This window comes from Ramlibacter sp. GS1-15 (assembly GCF_057785015.1).
This window is the reverse complement of the sequence record NZ_JBYNTU010000001.1, coordinates 2,656,065-2,671,719: the sequence shown is the minus strand read 5'-3', so window position 1 is coordinate 2,671,719 and position 15,655 is coordinate 2,656,065. Positions and strand designations below refer to the sequence as shown.

Genomic DNA, 15,655 nt, shown 5'->3' with positions numbered 1-15,655 from the left:
CGCCTGAATGGAGGATTCGCTCAGCCGATCTCGGCGAGGAACTTCTGCGCCTTGGACTTGAGTTCGCCCGAGGCTTCGGCGATCACTTCCTGCGCGAGGCTGCGGGCGCCGTCCGGGTCGCCGATCGCGTTGAATTCCTGCGCGAGGGCCAGCTTGGTGGCGAGCGGATCGCTGCTGGAGTCTTCGAACCCGCCCATCGAGAGGGGCGATCCGGCCGTGGACGGCGACTCGGTATCGGGCTCGGTCGACGCCACTGGGGCGGCGGGCGCGGCGGCCTTCGGCTTGTCCAGGTCGAGCGAGAGGGCGCCCAAGTCGAATTCGATCATGCCGCCGCCGGCAGCGGCTGCCGGGGCCGCAGCGGCCGGCGCGGGCGCCGGTGCCGGGTTGCGCGGCGTGACGTCGAATTTCAGGCTGTTCTCGTCAAGCACCAGGTCGGGCGCGGCGAGCTTTGCGGGCTGGGTGGCAGCTTGCGCCGTCGTCGGAGCGCCGAAGTCCATGTCGAGCGAAGGCATGGCTGGGGGCTCGTCGCGCTGGATCGATTGCGTGCGCGCGTAGCTGCCGGTCGCAGCCGCAGCGGCCTGGACCGGTGCGGGAGCGGCGGGCCCTTCATCCCCCAGGGAGAAATCGAGGTCGAGGTCGATGTCGCTCGCGACCGGCGGCGGAAGCGGCACGGGCACCGTCTGCGTCTGGATCGTGGAGCCGAACTTGGCCGGCGCCACGGGGCTTGCCGAACCCGCAGTCGGCTGGCCGCCCGGGCGGTACAGCGAGTTGGGCGGATCGAGCTCCTGGCCAAGTTCGCAGACGCGATCCCATTCGGGGCCTTCGCCGTGCGTGACGCCGTAGGCTTCGGTCGCGACCAGTTCGAACGCCTTGGCGTCGCGCCGCTTCGCGTAGATCTCGAGCAGCTTCGCGTGGATCGCGACGCGCTGGGGTTGCGTGCGCAGCGCTTCCTTGAGGATTTCCTCGGCCTGCAGGTCGCGGCCGTAGGCCAGGTAGACATCCGCTTCGGCCACGGGGTCGACATCACCGGCCGCGTCGAGCTGGCTGGGCGAGTAGACCATCGAGGAGCCGGTCGCGCTGCCTTCGTTGGTGTCGATGCGCTGGCCGCCGCTCGCGCCGAAGAACGAATCGGGCTGCAGGCGGCTTTCGAGGAACGAGCTGTCGACCTGGGCCGTCTTCCTGCGCTGCTGGACCTTGTACAGGCCGAGACCGGCCCCCAATGCGAGGACCAGGCCGCCCACGCCCAAAAGCAGCGAATTGTCGAGCAGATCGTCGAGGAAGCTCGGCTCCGGCGGCGGAGCCTTCGGTTTGGCGACCGGCTTGGCGGGCGCAACGGCAAGCGCCGACGCCTTCGGGGCGACGGAGGAAGCGGCAGTCACGACGGCGCTGGCCACGGGAGCGGGGGCGGAGGCGACGGATGATGCTGCAGCGACTGCCGCGCTCGCCACGGGGGTGGCGGGAGCCGCCGCAGAAGCAGCAGCGGCGATCACCGGCGCTGCTGCGGAACTGGAGGCCGGCTTCGCGGCAGAAGCCGCGATCGGTGCCGGCGTGGTGACTGCGGGCGTTGCGGCGGGCTTGGCGGCGCTCGCGGGCGCGCCGATGGGCAACGCAACGCCGGCCTTGGCCGCACTCGCGGAGGCGGCCGGCGTGGTACCGGTGCCGAGCTTGCTCAGGTCATTGATGTTCTTGTTCAGTTCGGCGACGCGTGTGGCCGAGTCTTGTGCGGCGTGCTCGCGGGCGATCTTCTCTTCGGGCCCGGATTTGCCTTGTGCCGCGGCCTTCGACAGCGTCAGCTTGTCGGGTGCAGCTGCCGTGGGCTTCTTCTCCTCGACCTGCGCGGTGATCTTGCCGGACGACTGCCGTTCGGCCGCAGCGACCCTCGTGGAGGGCACGCTTTCAGCGAGGCGGCGGCGGAACTCGTTGAAGTCGCGGCTTTGCGCGACCAGTGTCTGCTTCGCGTCGTCGGGCGGAACGAGCGCAGCCTGCTCGGTGCTGGGCATCTCCAGCACGGCGCCGGCGCGCAGCCGGTTGACGTTGCCATCCGCAAATGCATCGGGATTGGCACGCAGCATCGCGACGAGCATCTGGTCCAGCGAAACCGCCGGCGGCTTGTTCGCCGCAGCGATCTTGCCGGCCGTGTCGCCGCTCTGCACGGTGACCTGCTTGCCGTCACCGGACGGTGTTGGGGCGGCAGCGGGGGCTGCCGCGGGAGCGCGGGCAGTGGCGGCCGTCGCACGCGAGGAGGAGGTGGTGGTGCGCGCGGCCGTGGACGGCTGCGACGCGCGCGGCGCCGCGGGTGTGGCCTGCGCCATCATGGGCTGCTGTTCCTGCCGCAGGGCCGGCGGGTCGAACAACATCGTGTAGTCGCGCAGCACATGGCCGGAGGACCACCTGCTGTCCAGCAGGAGGTCGACGAACGGATCAGTGACGGCGCGCGGACTGGTGAGGCGCAGGAAGTAACGCCCGTCAGGCCGCTTCTCGAGCGAGACCTTCACGTCGGACAGCGCGGGGCTGTATTCGAGGCCCGCCGACTTGAACGCCTCCGGCGAGGCCACGGAGGCGCGCAACGAGGCGATCTCGTCCGCGTTGATGTCGGGGATGTCGATCTCCGCGTTCAGCGGCTCGCCCAGCGCGGAATGGACGGTGATGCGACCCATGGCCAGGGCGCTCGCATCCGAGGCCCAGCTGCCGAGCACGACGGCGGCGGCGAAGGCCGCGGCCGTAGCGCGCCAGTGCGGCTTGCCCATGGATGTGTGCGTCCCTATTGCCTGGCCGGCAGGCAATGTTTTTCTCTTCATGCGAACCAACGCCTCGACGCTGTACTTGCTAAAAAGGACCATAACATCAATGTCTTAGGCTGACAAGCTGAGACAAGTTTTTAACTTCCGAGCCTAGACGCGATTCATGGTTACCACGCACAGTCTCGTTGTGACGCGACAACGGCCTGTAACCAGGGATTACAGGCCGTTGTTTTAGGCTTCGACGAAATTATGCGTCGAGCAGGATGCGCAGCATGCGGCGCAGCGGCTCGGCCGCGCCCCACAGCAGCTGGTCGCCGATGGTGAAGGCGCCCAGGTAGTCCGGCCCCATCGCGAGCTTGCGCAGGCGTCCCACGGGGATGGACAGCGTGCCCGTCAACGCGACCGGCGTGAGGCCCTTCAGCGTCGCCTCGCGCGTGTTGGGCACGACCTTCACCCACTCGTTGTCGGCGGCGATCATCGCCTCGATGTCGGCGAGCGGCACGTCCTTCTTCAGCTTGAAGGTGAGGGCCTGGCTGTGGCAGCGCATCGCGCCCACGCGCACGCAGAAGCCGTCGACCGGCACGCCGGCCGTCCCGAATCCCGGGCCTTGCCCGAGGATCTTGTTCGTCTCCGCGCCGGCCTTCCACTCCTCGCGCGACACGCCGTCGCCGAGGTCCTTGTCGATCCAGGGGATGAGCGATCCCGCGAGCGGCACGCCGAAGTGCTCGGTCTCGCTCGCCGACATGGCTTGCTGGCGCGCGAGCACCTTGCGATCGATCTCGAGGATGGCGGACTTGGGGTCGTCCAGCAGCGCTCGCACTTCGCCGTTGAGCGTGCCGAACTGCGTGAGCAGCTCGCGCATGTGCTGCGCGCCACCGCCCGACGCCGCCTGGTACGTCATGCTCGACATCCATTCGACCAGGCCCGCCTTGTACAGCGCGCCCACGCCCATCAGCATGCAGCTCACGGTGCAATTGCCGCCGATCCAGTTCTTGCCGCCCTTGGACAGCGCGTTCCTGATGACCGGCAGGTTCACCGGGTCGAGGACGATGACGGCGTCGTCCTTCATGCGCAGCGTCGAGGCCGCATCGATCCAGTGGCCGTTCCAGCCCGCGGCGCGCAGCTTGGGGAACACCTCGGTGGTGTAGTCGCCGCCCTGTGCGGTGATGACGATGTCGCACTTCTTCAGCGCGTCGATGTCGAAGGCGTCCTTCAGGCCCTTCTCGTTCTTCGCCTGCGCCGGCGCCTTGCCACCCGCGTTGGACGTCGAGAAGAACACCGGCTCGATCAGCCGGAAGTCGCCCTCGGCCTCCATGCGGTCCATGAGGACCGAGCCGACCATGCCGCGCCAGCCGACGAGGCCAACCAGCGGTTGTTGTGCCTTGAGAGTCATCGTCATCGCCCTTTCGGTTTGCCTGTTGTCCCCGGCTCGTCTGGGGCCGGGGAGGGCGCACGACGAACCGGAGCTTGCTAGCTCTTGGTAATCGTCTTTTTGGTGATGGCGGCCACGACGGCATCGCCCATTTGCCGGGTGCCGACCTTGGTGGTGCCTTCGGACCAGATGTCCGCCGTGCGCAATCCCTGGGCGAGCACCGACTTGACCGCGGACTCGATGCGGTCGGCGGCTTCGGGCTGGTTGAGGGAGAAACGGAGCATCATGGCTGCGGACAGTATTGTAGCCAAAGGATTGGCGATCCCCTTGCCCGCGATGTCCGGCGCGCTGCCGTGGCTCGGCTCGTACAGGCCCCGGTTCGACGCATTCAGGCTCGCCGAGGGAAGCATGCCGATCGATCCGGTGAGCATCGCCGCTTCGTCCGACAGGATGTCGCCGAACATGTTGCCGGTCACCACCACGTCGAACTTCTTGGGCGCGCGCACCAATTGCATGGCCGCGTTGTCGACGTACATGTGGTCCAGTTCCACGTCGGGGTACTGCCTGCCGACCTCGGTGACCACGTCTTTCCACAGCTGGAAAGTCTCCAGCACGTTGGCTTTGTCGACGCTCGTCACGCGCTTGCTGCGCTTGCGCGCGGCCTGGAAAGCGACGTGCGCGATGCGCTCGATCTCGGGGCGCGTGTAGCGCATCGTGTCGAAGGCCTCCTCCGCGCCGGGGAAGTGGCCGTCCACCGCCGTGCGGCGGCCGCGCGGCTGGCCGAAATAGATGTCGCCCGTCAGCTCGCGAATGATCAGGATGTCCAGACCGGCGATCAGTTCGGGCTTGAGGCTCGAGGCGTCCACCAGTTGCTCGTGGCAGATCGCCGGGCGGAAGTTCGCGAACAGGCCCAGGTTCTTGCGCAGGCCCAGGATCGCCTGCTCGGGGCGGAACTGCCGCTCGAGCCTGTCGTATTTCCAGTCGCCCACCGCGCCGAACAGGATGGCGTCGGCTTCCTTCGCGAGCTTGAGCGTGGATTCGGGCAGCGGATGCCCGTGCGCCTCATAAGCGGCGCCGCCGACCGGTGCCGTTTCCATTTCGAACTTCAGGTCGAGGACATCGAGCACCTTGACGGCTTCCGCCACGATTTCGGTGCCGATGCCGTCGCCCGGCATGACTGCAATCTTCATGAATTCGCTTTCAGTGCTGGAGCGTGTGCGCGAGCCAGGGCTTGGTGGCAAGGCGCCGGGCCTCGAACGCCTGAATTTCATCCTTGTGGCGCAGCGTGAGGCCGATATCGTCGAGGCCGTTCAACAGGCAGTGCTTGCGGAAGGGCTGCACGTCGAAGGGCATCGTGTCGCCCTGCGGGGTGGCGACAACCTGGCGCTCGAGATCGACCGTGAGCTCGTAGCCCGGAAACGCGTTCACCTCGTCGAACAGGCGCGACACCTGCGCCTCGGGCAGCACGATCGGCAGCAGGCCGTTCTTGAAGCAGTTGTTGAAGAAGATGTCGGCGTAGCTCGGCGCGATGATCGCGCGGAAGCCGTATTGGTCCAGAGCCCAGGGCGCATGCTCGCGCGAGGAGCCGCAGCCGAAGTTCTTGCGCGCGAGCAGGATCGAGGCGCCCTGGTAGCGCGGCTGGTTCAGCACGAAGTCCGGATTGGGCTTGCGCTCTTCCTGCGGCTTGCCGACCCAGCCCGGGTCGAGGTAGCGCCACTCGTCGAAGAGGTTGGGGCCGAAGCCGGTCTTGCGGATCGACTTGAGGAACTGCTTGGGGATGATCGCGTCCGTATCGACGTTCTCGCGATCCATGGGGGCGGCAAGCCCCTTGTGCACGGTGAATTGCTTCATTTCTTCGATGCCGCGCCTTCGATCTTGTCGCCGACCTTCTGCACGTCCTGGCCGAAGCCCCTCATGGTGTTGCACCCCGCGAGGATGATGGCAGTGGCAAGCAGGGCGAGGATCGATTTCATGCGGCTCTCCTAAAGAGTTGCGTCAGGCGAACTGACGGACGTCGACGAAGTGGCCATGCACCGCCGCGGCGGCGGCCATGGCCGGGCTGACCAGGTGGGTGCGGCCGCCGGCACCCTGGCGGCCTTCGAAATTGCGGTTGCTGGTGGAGGCGCAGCGCTCGCCGGGCTCGAGGCGGTCGGCGTTCATCGCCAGGCACATCGAGCAGCCGGGCTCGCGCCACTCGAAGCCGGCGGCCTTGAAGATCTCGTGCAGGCCCTCGCGCTCGGCCTGGTCCTTCACCACGCCGGAGCCGGGCACGACCATCGCGAGCTTGACGTTCTTCGCGACTTTCTGTCCCAGCTTGCGGACCACGGCGGCGGCCTCGCGCAGGTCCTCGATGCGGCTGTTGGTGCACGAGCCGATGAACACCTTGTCCACGAAGATGTCCGACATCGGCTTGCCCGGGGGCAGGCCCATGTAGGTGAGCGCGCGTTCGATGCCGCCGCGCCGGGTCGCATCCTTCTCGCGCTCGGGATCGGGCACGCGCCCGTCGATGCCCATCACCATCTCGGGCGACGTGCCCCAGGTGACCTGCGGCAGGATCTTCGTCGCGTCGAGTTCCACCACGGTATCGAATTTCGCGTCAGGATCGGTGTGCAGCGTCTTCCAGTACGCGACCGCCTGGTCCCACTCGACGCCGGTCGGCGCCAGCGGGCGGCCCTTGAGGTAGTCGATCGTCTTGTCGTCCACGGCCACGAGGCCCGCGCGCGCGCCGGCCTCGATCGCCATGTTGCACACCGTCATGCGGCCTTCCATCGTGAGCGAGCGGATCGTGGAGCCGCCGAACTCGATGGTGTAGCCGGTGCCGCCGGCCGTGCCGATGCGGCCGATGATGGCGAGCACGACGTCCTTCGCCGTGACGCCGCGGGCAAGCGGACCCTCCACCTTCACCAGCATGTTCTTCGCCTTCTTGGCGAGCAGCGTCTGCGTGGCCATCACGTGCTCGACCTCGCTCGTGCCGATGCCGTGCGCGAGCGCGCCGAACGCGCCATGCGTGGACGTGTGCGAATCGCCGCAGACCACCGTCATGCCGGGCAAGGTCGCGCCTTCTTCCGGGCCGATCACGTGCACGATGCCCTGGCGCCTGGACAGGAACGGGAAGTACGCGGCGGCGCCGAACTCCGCGATGTTCTTGTCCAGCGTGGTGACCTGCTCCTTGCTCACCGGGTCGTCGATTCCTTCGTAGCCGCGCTCCCAGCCGGTGGTCGGCGTGTTGTGGTCGGCGGTCGCGACGATCGAGCTGATGCGCCAGACCTTGCGGCCGGCCTCGCGCAGGCCTTCGAATGCCTGCGGGCTCGTCACCTCGTGCACCAGATGGCGATCGATGTACAGGATGGCTGTGCCGTCGTCCTCGGTGCGGACCACGTGCTCGTCCCAGATCTTGTCGTAGAGGGTTCGTCCCATGCTCACGTCTTTCCAGTGTGGATTCTATTCAAGCAGTCTCGAGCGGCTCGGTTGCCCCGGCGCGTGCCTGCAGGTGTTCGACCAGCGTGCGTGCAGTGAGCGGCAACGCGTCGAAATCGCGCGCGACCAGGTTGATCTCGCGCACTGCCCAGTCGTCGGTCAGGCGCACGCAGGCGAGGTCGCCGACGCCGCGCATCAGCTCGAACGCGCGGCGCGGCATGACGCCGACACCCAGGCCGTTGTGGATCATGCGGCACATCGCATCCAGGCCCGTGACCTGGATGCGCAGGCGCACCGTGCGGCCCGCCGCGGCAGCCGCTTCGCGCATCGCCACGTAGATCGAGCTGTTCGAGTGCAGGCCGACGTGGTCGAAGGCGAGCGTGTCGTCGAACGCCAGCTCCCTCTCTTGGGCGAGCGGATGCCGGCGCGGCGCGACCAGCACGAGCTCGTCACGGCGGTACGGCCGCTGCGCCAGCGTGGCGCCCAGCGCCAGGCCCTGCGTGTTGCACACGCCCAGGTCGGCGGCGCCTTCATGCACCGCGCGCGCGACTTCGCTCGACAAATGCTCCTGCAGGTCGATCTTCACCTGCGGGTGTTCGCGCGCGAACGTGCCCAGGTCCTCGGGCAGGAACTGCACGATCGCCGAGATGTTGGCGTGCATGCGCACGTGGCCGCGCACGCCGTCGGCGTATTCGGAGAGCTCCGCCTGCATCTTCTCCAGGCCGAACAGTACCGAGCGGGCGTGATGCAGCAGCGTCTGGCCGGCCGGCGTGAGGTTCACGCCGCGCGTGTGGCGATAGAGCAGCGGTGTCTCGAGTGCGGCTTCCAGGTCCGACAGGCGCTTGCTCACTGCCGATGCGGCGATGAACTCGCGCTCGGCCGCCTTGCCGATCGAGCCGAGCTCGCACACCGCCACGAAGAGCTGCAGCGAGGTGAGGTCGACCTTGCGGACGAAGGAGCGGTCGGAAGATGGCATCGTGGCTGACGATGGAAGATCGCCATTTTCCCTCTAAAGACGGCTGCCGGTCATCGCGGTTTGCGATGGCCGCGTTCGGAAACGGAAAAGCCCGCCGAAGCGGGCTTCCTGCCGGGGTGGGCGTGAAGATCAGCGCTGGACGATGGGCTTCACGTCGCGCTTGGGCGAACCCGTGTACAGCTGGCGCGGGCGGCCGATCTTGTACTCGGGGTCGCTGATCATCTCGTTGAGCTGCGCGATCCAGCCGACGGTGCGGGCCAGCGCGAAGATGGCCGTGAACAGCGACACCGGGATGCCGATGGCGCGCTGCACGATGCCCGAATAGAAATCGACGTTCGGGTAGAGCTTGCGCGAGACGAAGTATTCGTCCTCCAGCGCGACCTTTTCCAGCGCCATCGCGAGCTTGAACAGCGGATCGTCGTGCAGGCCCAGCTCGTTCAGCACCTCATGGCAGGTTTCGCGCATCAGCTTGGCACGGGGGTCGTAGTTCTTGTACACGCGGTGGCCGAAGCCCATCAGCTTGATGCCGCTGTTCTTGTCCTTCACCTTCGCGACGAACTCGCCGATCTTCGCAACGCCACCCATTTTCTGGATGTCCTCGAGCATGTTCAGCGCGGCCTCGTTGGCCCCGCCGTGCGCCGGGCCCCACAGGCAGGCGACACCCGCGGCGATCGCCGCGAACGGGTTGGTGCCCGACGAGCCGCACAGGCGCACCGTGGAGGTGGACGCGTTCTGCTCGTGGTCCGCGTGCAGGATGAAGATCCGGTCCATCGCGCGCACCAGCACGTCGTTGGGCTGGTATTCCTCGCACGGCGTCGCGAACATCATGCGCATGAAGTTCGACGTGTAGCTCAGGTCGTTCTTCGGGTACATGTACGGCTGGCCGGCGCTGTACTTGTAGGCCATCGCCACCAGCGTCGGCATCTTGGCGATCAGGCGGATCGCCGCGATCTCGCGGTGCTCGGGATTGTTGATGTCCGTGCTGTCGTGATAGAAGGCCGAGAGCGCGCCGACCAGGCCCGTCATGACGGCCATCGGGTGCGCGTCGCGCCGGAACCCGCGCAGGAAGAACTGCATCTGCTCGTTGACCATCGTGTGCATGGTCACGGTGCGCGTGAACTTCTGCTTCTGCTCGGCGTTCGGCAGCTCGCCGTACAGCAGCAGGTAGCAGGTCTCGAGGAAGTCGCACTGCGTCGCGAGCTGCTCGATGGGGTAGCCGCGGTACAGCAGCTCGCCCTTGTCGCCATCGATGTAGGTGATGGCGGACTGGCAGGCGGCCGTGGAGAGAAAGCCCGGGTCGTAGGTGAACATCCCGGTCTGCGCGTAGAGCTTGCGGATGTCGATCACATCCGGGCCGATGCTGCCGGAATAGACGGGCAGCTCGACGCTGGGGCTGCCGCTGGAGAACGACAGGGTGGCTTTGGTGTCGGCGAGTTTCATGACGTGTTTCCTAACGAGATTGCCCGGTTCGCGGCGATGTTCTCAGCATCCCCAGCATTTGTCTGATGTCGGTCCTGTCCAGCCCGCCCCCGGGCTCCTTGCGTGCCAGCAGGAGGTCCAGCAGGTCGTTGTCGGCCAGCTCCATCAATTCGGCCAGCGCCCGCGCCTGCCCCACCGTGAGGCTCGCGCCATGGCGCTCGAAGAACCGCTCGACGAACAGGTCATTTTCCAGCAATCCACGGCGGCATCGCCACCTGAGCTTGCTCAGTTCCCTTTCGCCGATCGGTTCGTGGTCATTCACACGGCCCGCCGCACCATCAGTTCCTTGATCTTGCCGATCGCCATCGTCGGGTTCAGTCCCTTCGGGCACACGTCCACGCAGTTCATGATGGTGTGGCAACGGAAGAGGCGATACGGGTCCTCGAGGTTGTCCAGGCGCTCGTTCGTCGCTTCGTCGCGGCTGTCGGCGATGAAGCGGTAGGCCTGCAGCAGGCCGGCCGGGCCGACGAACTTGTCGGGGTTCCACCAGAAGCTCGGGCAGCTGGTCGAGCAGCTCGCGCACAGGATGCACTCGTACAGGCCGTTGAGCTCCTCGCGCTCTTCGGGCGACTGCAGGCGCTCCTTCTCGGGCGGGATGTTGTCGTTGATGAGGTAGGGCTTGATCGAGTGGTATTGCTTGAAGAAGTCCGTCATGTCGACGATCAGGTCGCGCACGACGGGCAGGCCCGGCAGGGGCTTCAGCACGATCGGGTCCTTCAGCGTGAGCATGTTGGTCAGGCACGCCAGGCCGTTCTTGCCGTTGATGTTCATCGCGTCCGAGCCGCACACGCCTTCGCGGCAGGAGCGGCGGAACGAAATCGACGGGTCCTTCGCCTTGAGCTTCATCAGGGCGTCCAGCAGCATGCGCTCGTTGCCCTCGAGCTCGATCTCCACCGTCTGCATGTACGGCTTGGCGTCCTTCTCGGGGTCGTAACGGTAGATCTGGAAAGTGCGCTTTTGCATGATCGGATGTTTCTAATTTAGTCGCTGGCGAGGTACGTACTAGAACGTACGGATCTTGGGCGGCACGGACTCGACGGTGAGCGGCTTGAGCTTCACGGGCTTGTAGGCGAGGCGGCTGCCCTGGCTGTACCACAGCGTGTGCTTGAGCCAGTTCGCGTCGTCGCGGCCGAGCGGGGCGACCGGATCGTCGGCCGGCCGCTCGTAATCGTTGACGGTGTGCGCGCCGCGGCATTCCTTGCGGGCGGCAGCCGAGGTCATCGTGGCCTGCGCGCACTCGATGAGGTTCTCTACCTCCAGCGCCTCGACGCGCGCCGTGTTGAACACGCGCGACTTGTCCTTGAGGGCAATGGCGCCGACCCGCTCGCGGATCTGCGCGATCCTGCGCACGCCTTCGTCCATGCTGGCCTGCGTGCGAAACACGCCGGCGTGCTTCTGCATCGTGGCGCGGATGTCGTTGGCGACGTCCTGCGCGTACTCGCCGCCGGACGCGCTCTCGAGCCGATTGAGGCGCTCCAGCGTGCGCTCGGCGGCATCCGCGGGGATCGCCTTGTGCGACTTGGTGCGGCTCGCGAAATCGACGATGTGGTTGCCCGCCGCGCGGCCGAACACCAGCAGGTCCAGCAGCGAGTTCGTGCCCAGGCGGTTGGCGCCGTGCACGCTGACGCACGAGCATTCGCCCACCGCGTACAGGCCGTTGATCACGGCGTTGTCGTCGCCGCCGCGCTGCGTCACGACCTGGCCGTGGATGTTCGTCGGGACGCCGCCCATCTGGTAGTGGATGGTGGGCACGACCGGGATCGGCTCCTTGGTCACGTCGACGTTGGCGAAGTTGATCCCGATCTCGTACACCGACGGCAGGCGCTTGTGCACCGTCTCGGCGCCGAGGTGGGTCATGTCGAGGTTGATGTAATCCTTGTTCGGCCCGCAGCCCCGGCCTTCCTTGATTTCCTGGTCCATGCAGCGTGAAACGAAGTCGCGCGGCGCGAGATCCTTCAGCGTGGGCGCGTAACGCTCCATGAAGCGCTCGCCATTGGAATTGCGCAATATCGCGCCTTCGCCGCGGCAGCCTTCGGTGAGCAGCACGCCCGCACCGGCCACGCCGGTCGGGTGGAACTGCCAGAACTCCATGTCTTCGAGCGGGATGCCCGCGCGCGCCGCCATGCCCAGGCCGTCGCCGGTGTTGATGAAGGCATTGGTCGAAGCCGCGAAGATGCGGCCCGCGCCGCCGGTGGCCAGCAGCACGGTCTTGGCTTCGAGGATGTACAGGTCGCCCGTCTCCATCTCCAGCGCCGTCACGCCGACCACGTCGCCTTCCGCGTCGCGGATCAGGTCGAGCGCCATCCACTCGACGAAGAAGCTGGTCTTGGCCTTGACGTTCTGCTGGTACAGCGTGTGCAGCATCGCGTGGCCGGTGCGGTCCGCGGCGGCGCAGGCGCGCTGCACGGGCTTCTCGCCGTAGTTCGCGGTGTGGCCGCCGAAGGGACGCTGGTAGATGGTGCCGTCGGGATTGCGGTCGAACGGCATGCCCATGTGCTCGAGGTCGTACACGACGTTCGGCGCTTCGCGGCACATGAACTCGATCGCGTCCTGGTCGCCGAGCCAGTCGGAGCCCTTGACCGTGTCGTAGAAGTGGTAGTGCCAGTTGTCCTCGGACATGTTGCCGAGCGAGGCGCCGATGCCGCCTTGCGCGGCGACCGTGTGCGAACGCGTCGGGAAGACCTTGGACAGGACGGCGACGTTGAGGCCGGCGCGCGCGAGCTGCAGCGACGCGCGCATCCCGGAGCCGCCGGCCCCCACGATGACGACGTCGAACTTGCGGCGGGCGATGTTGGAGGAGGTGTATGTCATGTTGTTAGACCCGCCAGAGCACCTGCACGGCCCAGCCGGCACAGCCCACGAGGTAGACGATCACGAAGAACTGCAGCACGAGTCGCACGCCCACGGGCTTGATGTAGTCCATCAGCACGTCGCGCATGCCGACCCACACGTGATAGAGCAGGCCGACGATCGTGGCGAAGGTGAGCATCTTCATGCCCTGGCCGGCGAAGAGGCCGGCCCACTTGTCGTAGCCGATGGGGCCGCTGGTGAGGAGGAAGCGGGCGAGCACGACGAGCGTGAAGATCGCCATCAGCGCCGCCGTGACGCGTTGCGCGAGCCAGTCGCGGGTGCCGTAGTGGGCGCCGACGACCGTGCGCCGGGAGCCGTAGTTCACTGCCATGTTTCTTGTCTCCGTCTTCGATCAGTACAGGCCGAACAGCTTCGCGCCGAGGATCACCGTGAGCAGCAGGCTCGCGATGAGGGTGAACTGCGCGGACTTGGCGCCGATTTCCTTGGTCACCGCCTTGTGGCTCACGTCCATCCACAGGTGGCGCAGGCCGGCGATGAAGTGCTGCAGGTAGGCCCAGACGAGAGCGAGCGCGACGAGCTTGAGGAACCAGCCCGGCGCGAACCCGATGCCGTTGGCGAAGGCGCTGCGGAACTTGGCGAAGGAAATCTCGGAGGAGACCGAGGTGTCGAACATCCAGATGATGAAGGGCATCAGGACGAACATCAGCACGCCGCTGATGCGATGCAGGATCGAGACCCAGCCCGCGGCGGGCAGGCGGTAGGTGGTCAGGTCGGTGAAGGCGTTGATGTTTCGGAACTCGGGGCGCTTCTTGGCAAGCTCGGTCATGAGGGCGCTTTCATTTATGCGGCGAATCGGGCCAATCCAAAATTTTATGGCATCGCAACAAACCGATACGCTGCTCGGCAATTATTCGCGCCGTGCCTGACGCGAAGCGGACAGTTCAACTCAGTTCGTTGCGGTAGTGGTGGGTGTCCGTGCGATAGAGGCCGCGCCGCAGTTCCATGGGCGCGTCGTTGTAGGTGAAGGCCAGGCGCTCGACGCTGAGAAGGGGCGAGCCTTGCTCCACTTTCAATAGCATCGCAGCCTGGGCGTCGGCGGCGACCGCCCGGATCTTTTCCTCGGCGCGGACCATGCGCACGCCGAACTCCACTTCGAACATCGCGTAGGTCGGGCCCGGGTACTGCGCCATCTGTTCGGCGGTGATTCCCTTGAACGCGGCGCCGGGCAGCCACAGGTCCTCGAGGATGGTGGGCACGTCGCCGAAGGCGAGGACGCGCCGCGCCTGCACGACGGTGTCGCCGGTGCGCAGCGCGAGCAGCCGCGCGATCTCGGCGGACGCGCGCACGCGCTTGCACTCGAGGATGTTGCGATGGGCCGGGCCTTCGCTGTCCAGGTCGCCCTCGTCGGGCATCAGCCGCAGGAACCGGTACTGCACATGGTGCTCGGCGTGCGTGGCGACGAAGGTCCCCTTGCCCTGGCGGCGCACCACCAGGTTCTCGGCCGCGAGCTCGTCGATGGCCTTGCGCACCGTGCCCTGGCTCACGCGATAGCGCGCCGCCAGGTCCATCTCGCTGGGGATGGACTCGCCGGGCTTCCACTCGCCGGACTGCAGGCTTTGCAGGATCAGGCCCTTGATCTGCTGGTACAGCGGGCTGAAGGCGGGCGTGGCCGTCGGGTCGTCGGCGGGGAGCGTCGAAGTGGCCATGAAGGTCCTTGCAATCGAGGCAATGATATCTTATATAAGATACAAGACAAATTGACGTTTCAGGGTTTTCGCGGGTAAACTCCGCGCCTGCCGCAGCGCTCCCGAGCGCGCATCCGGCGCCCTCGCGACGCCGAGCGAATCCAGCAACTTCCATTCGGAGAACCCCATGAGCAAGAAGCCCGTCCGCGTTGCCGTCACCGGCGCCGCAGGCCAAATCGGTTACGCCCTGCTGTTCCGCATCGCCTCGGGCGAAATGCTCGGCAAGGACCAGCCCGTCATCCTCCAGCTGCTCGAGATCCCGGACGAGAAGGCCCAGAAGGCGCTCAAGGGCGTGATGATGGAGCTGGAAGACTGCGCCTTCCCGCTGCTCGTCGGCATGGAAGCGCACAGCGACCCGATGACCGCGTTCAAGGACACCGATTACGCGCTGCTCGTGGGCGCCCGCCCGCGCGGCCCCGGCATGGAGCGCAAGGACCTGCTGTCGGCCAACGCGCAGATCTTCACGGCCCAGGGCAAGGCGCTCGACAAGGTGGCCTCGCGCAACGTGAAGGTGCTGGTGGTCGGCAACCCCGCGAACACCAACGCCTACATCGCCATGAAGAGCGCGCCCTCGCTGCCGCGCAAGAACTTCACCGCCATGCTGCGCCTGGACCACAACCGCGCGCTGTCGCAGATCGCCGCCAAGACCGGCAAGCCGGTGGCCTCGATCGAGAAGCTCACGGTATGGGGCAACCACTCGCCCACGATGTACGCCGACTACCGCTTCGCGACGATCGACGGCAAGTCCGTCAAGGACATGATCAACGACGACGCGTGGAACCGCGACGTGTTCCTGCCTACCGTGGGCAAGCGCGGCGCCGCGATCATCGAGGCGCGCGGCCTGTCGTCGGCGGCATCGGCTGCCAACGCGGCCATCGACCATATGCGCGACTGGGCGCTGGGCTCCAACGGCAAGTGGGTCACGATGGGCATCGCGTCGGACGGCCAGTACGGCATCCCGAAGGACATCATCTTCGGCTTCCCGGTCACCACCGACAAGGGCGAATACAAGCTGGTCGAAGGCCTGCCGATCGACGCGTTCTCGCAGGAGCGCATCAACGTCACGCTGAAGGAACTGCAGGAAGAACAGCAGGGCGTGGCTCACCTGCTGTAA

General features: G+C 66.6%; 15 protein-coding genes. 1 reads left to right on the top strand and 14 read right to left on the bottom strand.

From position 1 onward, the window contains the following. Nucleotides 1–20 precede the first annotated feature (20 nt). The 14 genes from AC3EF3_RS13330 to AC3EF3_RS13265 all read right to left on the bottom strand — a co-directional run bounded on the left by AC3EF3_RS13330 (nt 21) and on the right by AC3EF3_RS13265 (nt 14,502). Complete coding sequence (locus AC3EF3_RS13330; protein WP_488532634.1) at nt 21–2,747, bottom strand: motility hub landmark protein FimV; 2,727 nt, start codon at nt 2,745–2,747, stop codon at nt 21–23. A gap of 241 nt (nt 2,748–2,988) precedes the next feature. Beyond that, nucleotides 2,989–4,134 carry an aspartate-semialdehyde dehydrogenase gene (gene asd, locus AC3EF3_RS13325; RefSeq protein WP_488533788.1) on the bottom strand — a complete coding sequence of 382 codons (1,146 nt, stop codon included), beginning with the start codon at nt 4,132–4,134 and terminating at the stop codon, nt 2,989–2,991. 77 nt (nt 4,135–4,211) lie between these two features. Continuing rightward, nucleotides 4,212–5,303, bottom strand: a complete 1,092-nt coding sequence (gene leuB, locus AC3EF3_RS13320; RefSeq protein ID WP_488532633.1) for a 3-isopropylmalate dehydrogenase — start codon at nt 5,301–5,303, stop codon at nt 4,212–4,214. A gap of 10 nt (nt 5,304–5,313) precedes the next feature. Continuing rightward, nucleotides 5,314–5,964 (bottom strand): 3-isopropylmalate dehydratase small subunit, encoded by a 651-nt coding sequence (leuD, locus tag AC3EF3_RS13315; RefSeq protein ID WP_488532632.1) that lies wholly within the window; start codon nt 5,962–5,964, stop codon nt 5,314–5,316. Then, nucleotides 5,961–6,086 (bottom strand): entericidin A/B family lipoprotein, encoded by a 126-nt coding sequence (locus AC3EF3_RS13310; protein WP_488532631.1) that lies wholly within the window; start codon nt 6,084–6,086, stop codon nt 5,961–5,963. Before AC3EF3_RS13310 ends, leuD begins: the two co-directional genes overlap by 4 nt. A gap of 22 nt (nt 6,087–6,108) precedes the next feature. Further along, nucleotides 6,109–7,530, bottom strand: coding sequence for a 3-isopropylmalate dehydratase large subunit (gene leuC, locus AC3EF3_RS13305; protein WP_488532630.1), 1,422 nt, complete (start codon nt 7,528–7,530; stop codon nt 6,109–6,111). Nucleotides 7,531–7,558: 28 nt separating this feature from the next. After that, on the bottom strand, nt 7,559–8,506 hold the full coding sequence (locus AC3EF3_RS13300; RefSeq protein WP_488532629.1) for a LysR family transcriptional regulator: 948 nt from the start codon (nt 8,504–8,506) through the stop codon (nt 7,559–7,561). A 129-nt stretch (nt 8,507–8,635) separates the two neighbouring features. Further along, a complete protein-coding gene (gene gltA / locus AC3EF3_RS13295; RefSeq protein ID WP_488532628.1) occupies nt 8,636–9,946 on the bottom strand; it encodes a citrate synthase in 1,311 nt (436 codons plus the stop codon). A gap of 10 nt (nt 9,947–9,956) precedes the next feature. Continuing rightward, complete coding sequence (locus tag AC3EF3_RS13290) at nt 9,957–10,247, bottom strand: FAD assembly factor SdhE (protein WP_488532627.1); 291 nt, start codon at nt 10,245–10,247, stop codon at nt 9,957–9,959. Beyond that, complete coding sequence (locus tag AC3EF3_RS13285) at nt 10,244–10,948, bottom strand: succinate dehydrogenase iron-sulfur subunit (RefSeq protein ID WP_488532626.1); 705 nt, start codon at nt 10,946–10,948, stop codon at nt 10,244–10,246. The genes AC3EF3_RS13290 and AC3EF3_RS13285 overlap by 4 nt, the downstream gene beginning before the upstream one ends. A gap of 39 nt (nt 10,949–10,987) precedes the next feature. Continuing rightward, the gene (gene sdhA / locus AC3EF3_RS13280; RefSeq protein ID WP_488532625.1) at nt 10,988–12,796 is read right to left on the bottom strand and encodes a succinate dehydrogenase flavoprotein subunit; all 1,809 of its coding nucleotides are present in this window, start codon (nt 12,794–12,796) and stop codon (nt 10,988–10,990) included. 4 nt (nt 12,797–12,800) lie between these two features. Then, nucleotides 12,801–13,166, bottom strand: coding sequence for a succinate dehydrogenase, hydrophobic membrane anchor protein (gene sdhD / locus AC3EF3_RS13275; protein ID WP_488532624.1), 366 nt, complete (start codon nt 13,164–13,166; stop codon nt 12,801–12,803). Between the two features lie 21 nt (nt 13,167–13,187). After that, nucleotides 13,188–13,622 (bottom strand): succinate dehydrogenase, cytochrome b556 subunit, encoded by a 435-nt coding sequence (gene sdhC, locus AC3EF3_RS13270; RefSeq protein WP_488532623.1) that lies wholly within the window; start codon nt 13,620–13,622, stop codon nt 13,188–13,190. Between the two features lie 115 nt (nt 13,623–13,737). Beyond that, nucleotides 13,738–14,502 carry a GntR family transcriptional regulator gene (locus AC3EF3_RS13265; RefSeq protein WP_488532622.1) on the bottom strand — a complete coding sequence of 255 codons (765 nt, stop codon included), beginning with the start codon at nt 14,500–14,502 and terminating at the stop codon, nt 13,738–13,740. A gap of 166 nt (nt 14,503–14,668) precedes the next feature. Between AC3EF3_RS13265 and AC3EF3_RS13260 the strand changes: the two genes are divergently transcribed. Further along, nucleotides 14,669–15,655 (top strand): malate dehydrogenase, encoded by a 987-nt coding sequence (locus AC3EF3_RS13260; RefSeq protein ID WP_488532621.1) that lies wholly within the window; start codon nt 14,669–14,671, stop codon nt 15,653–15,655.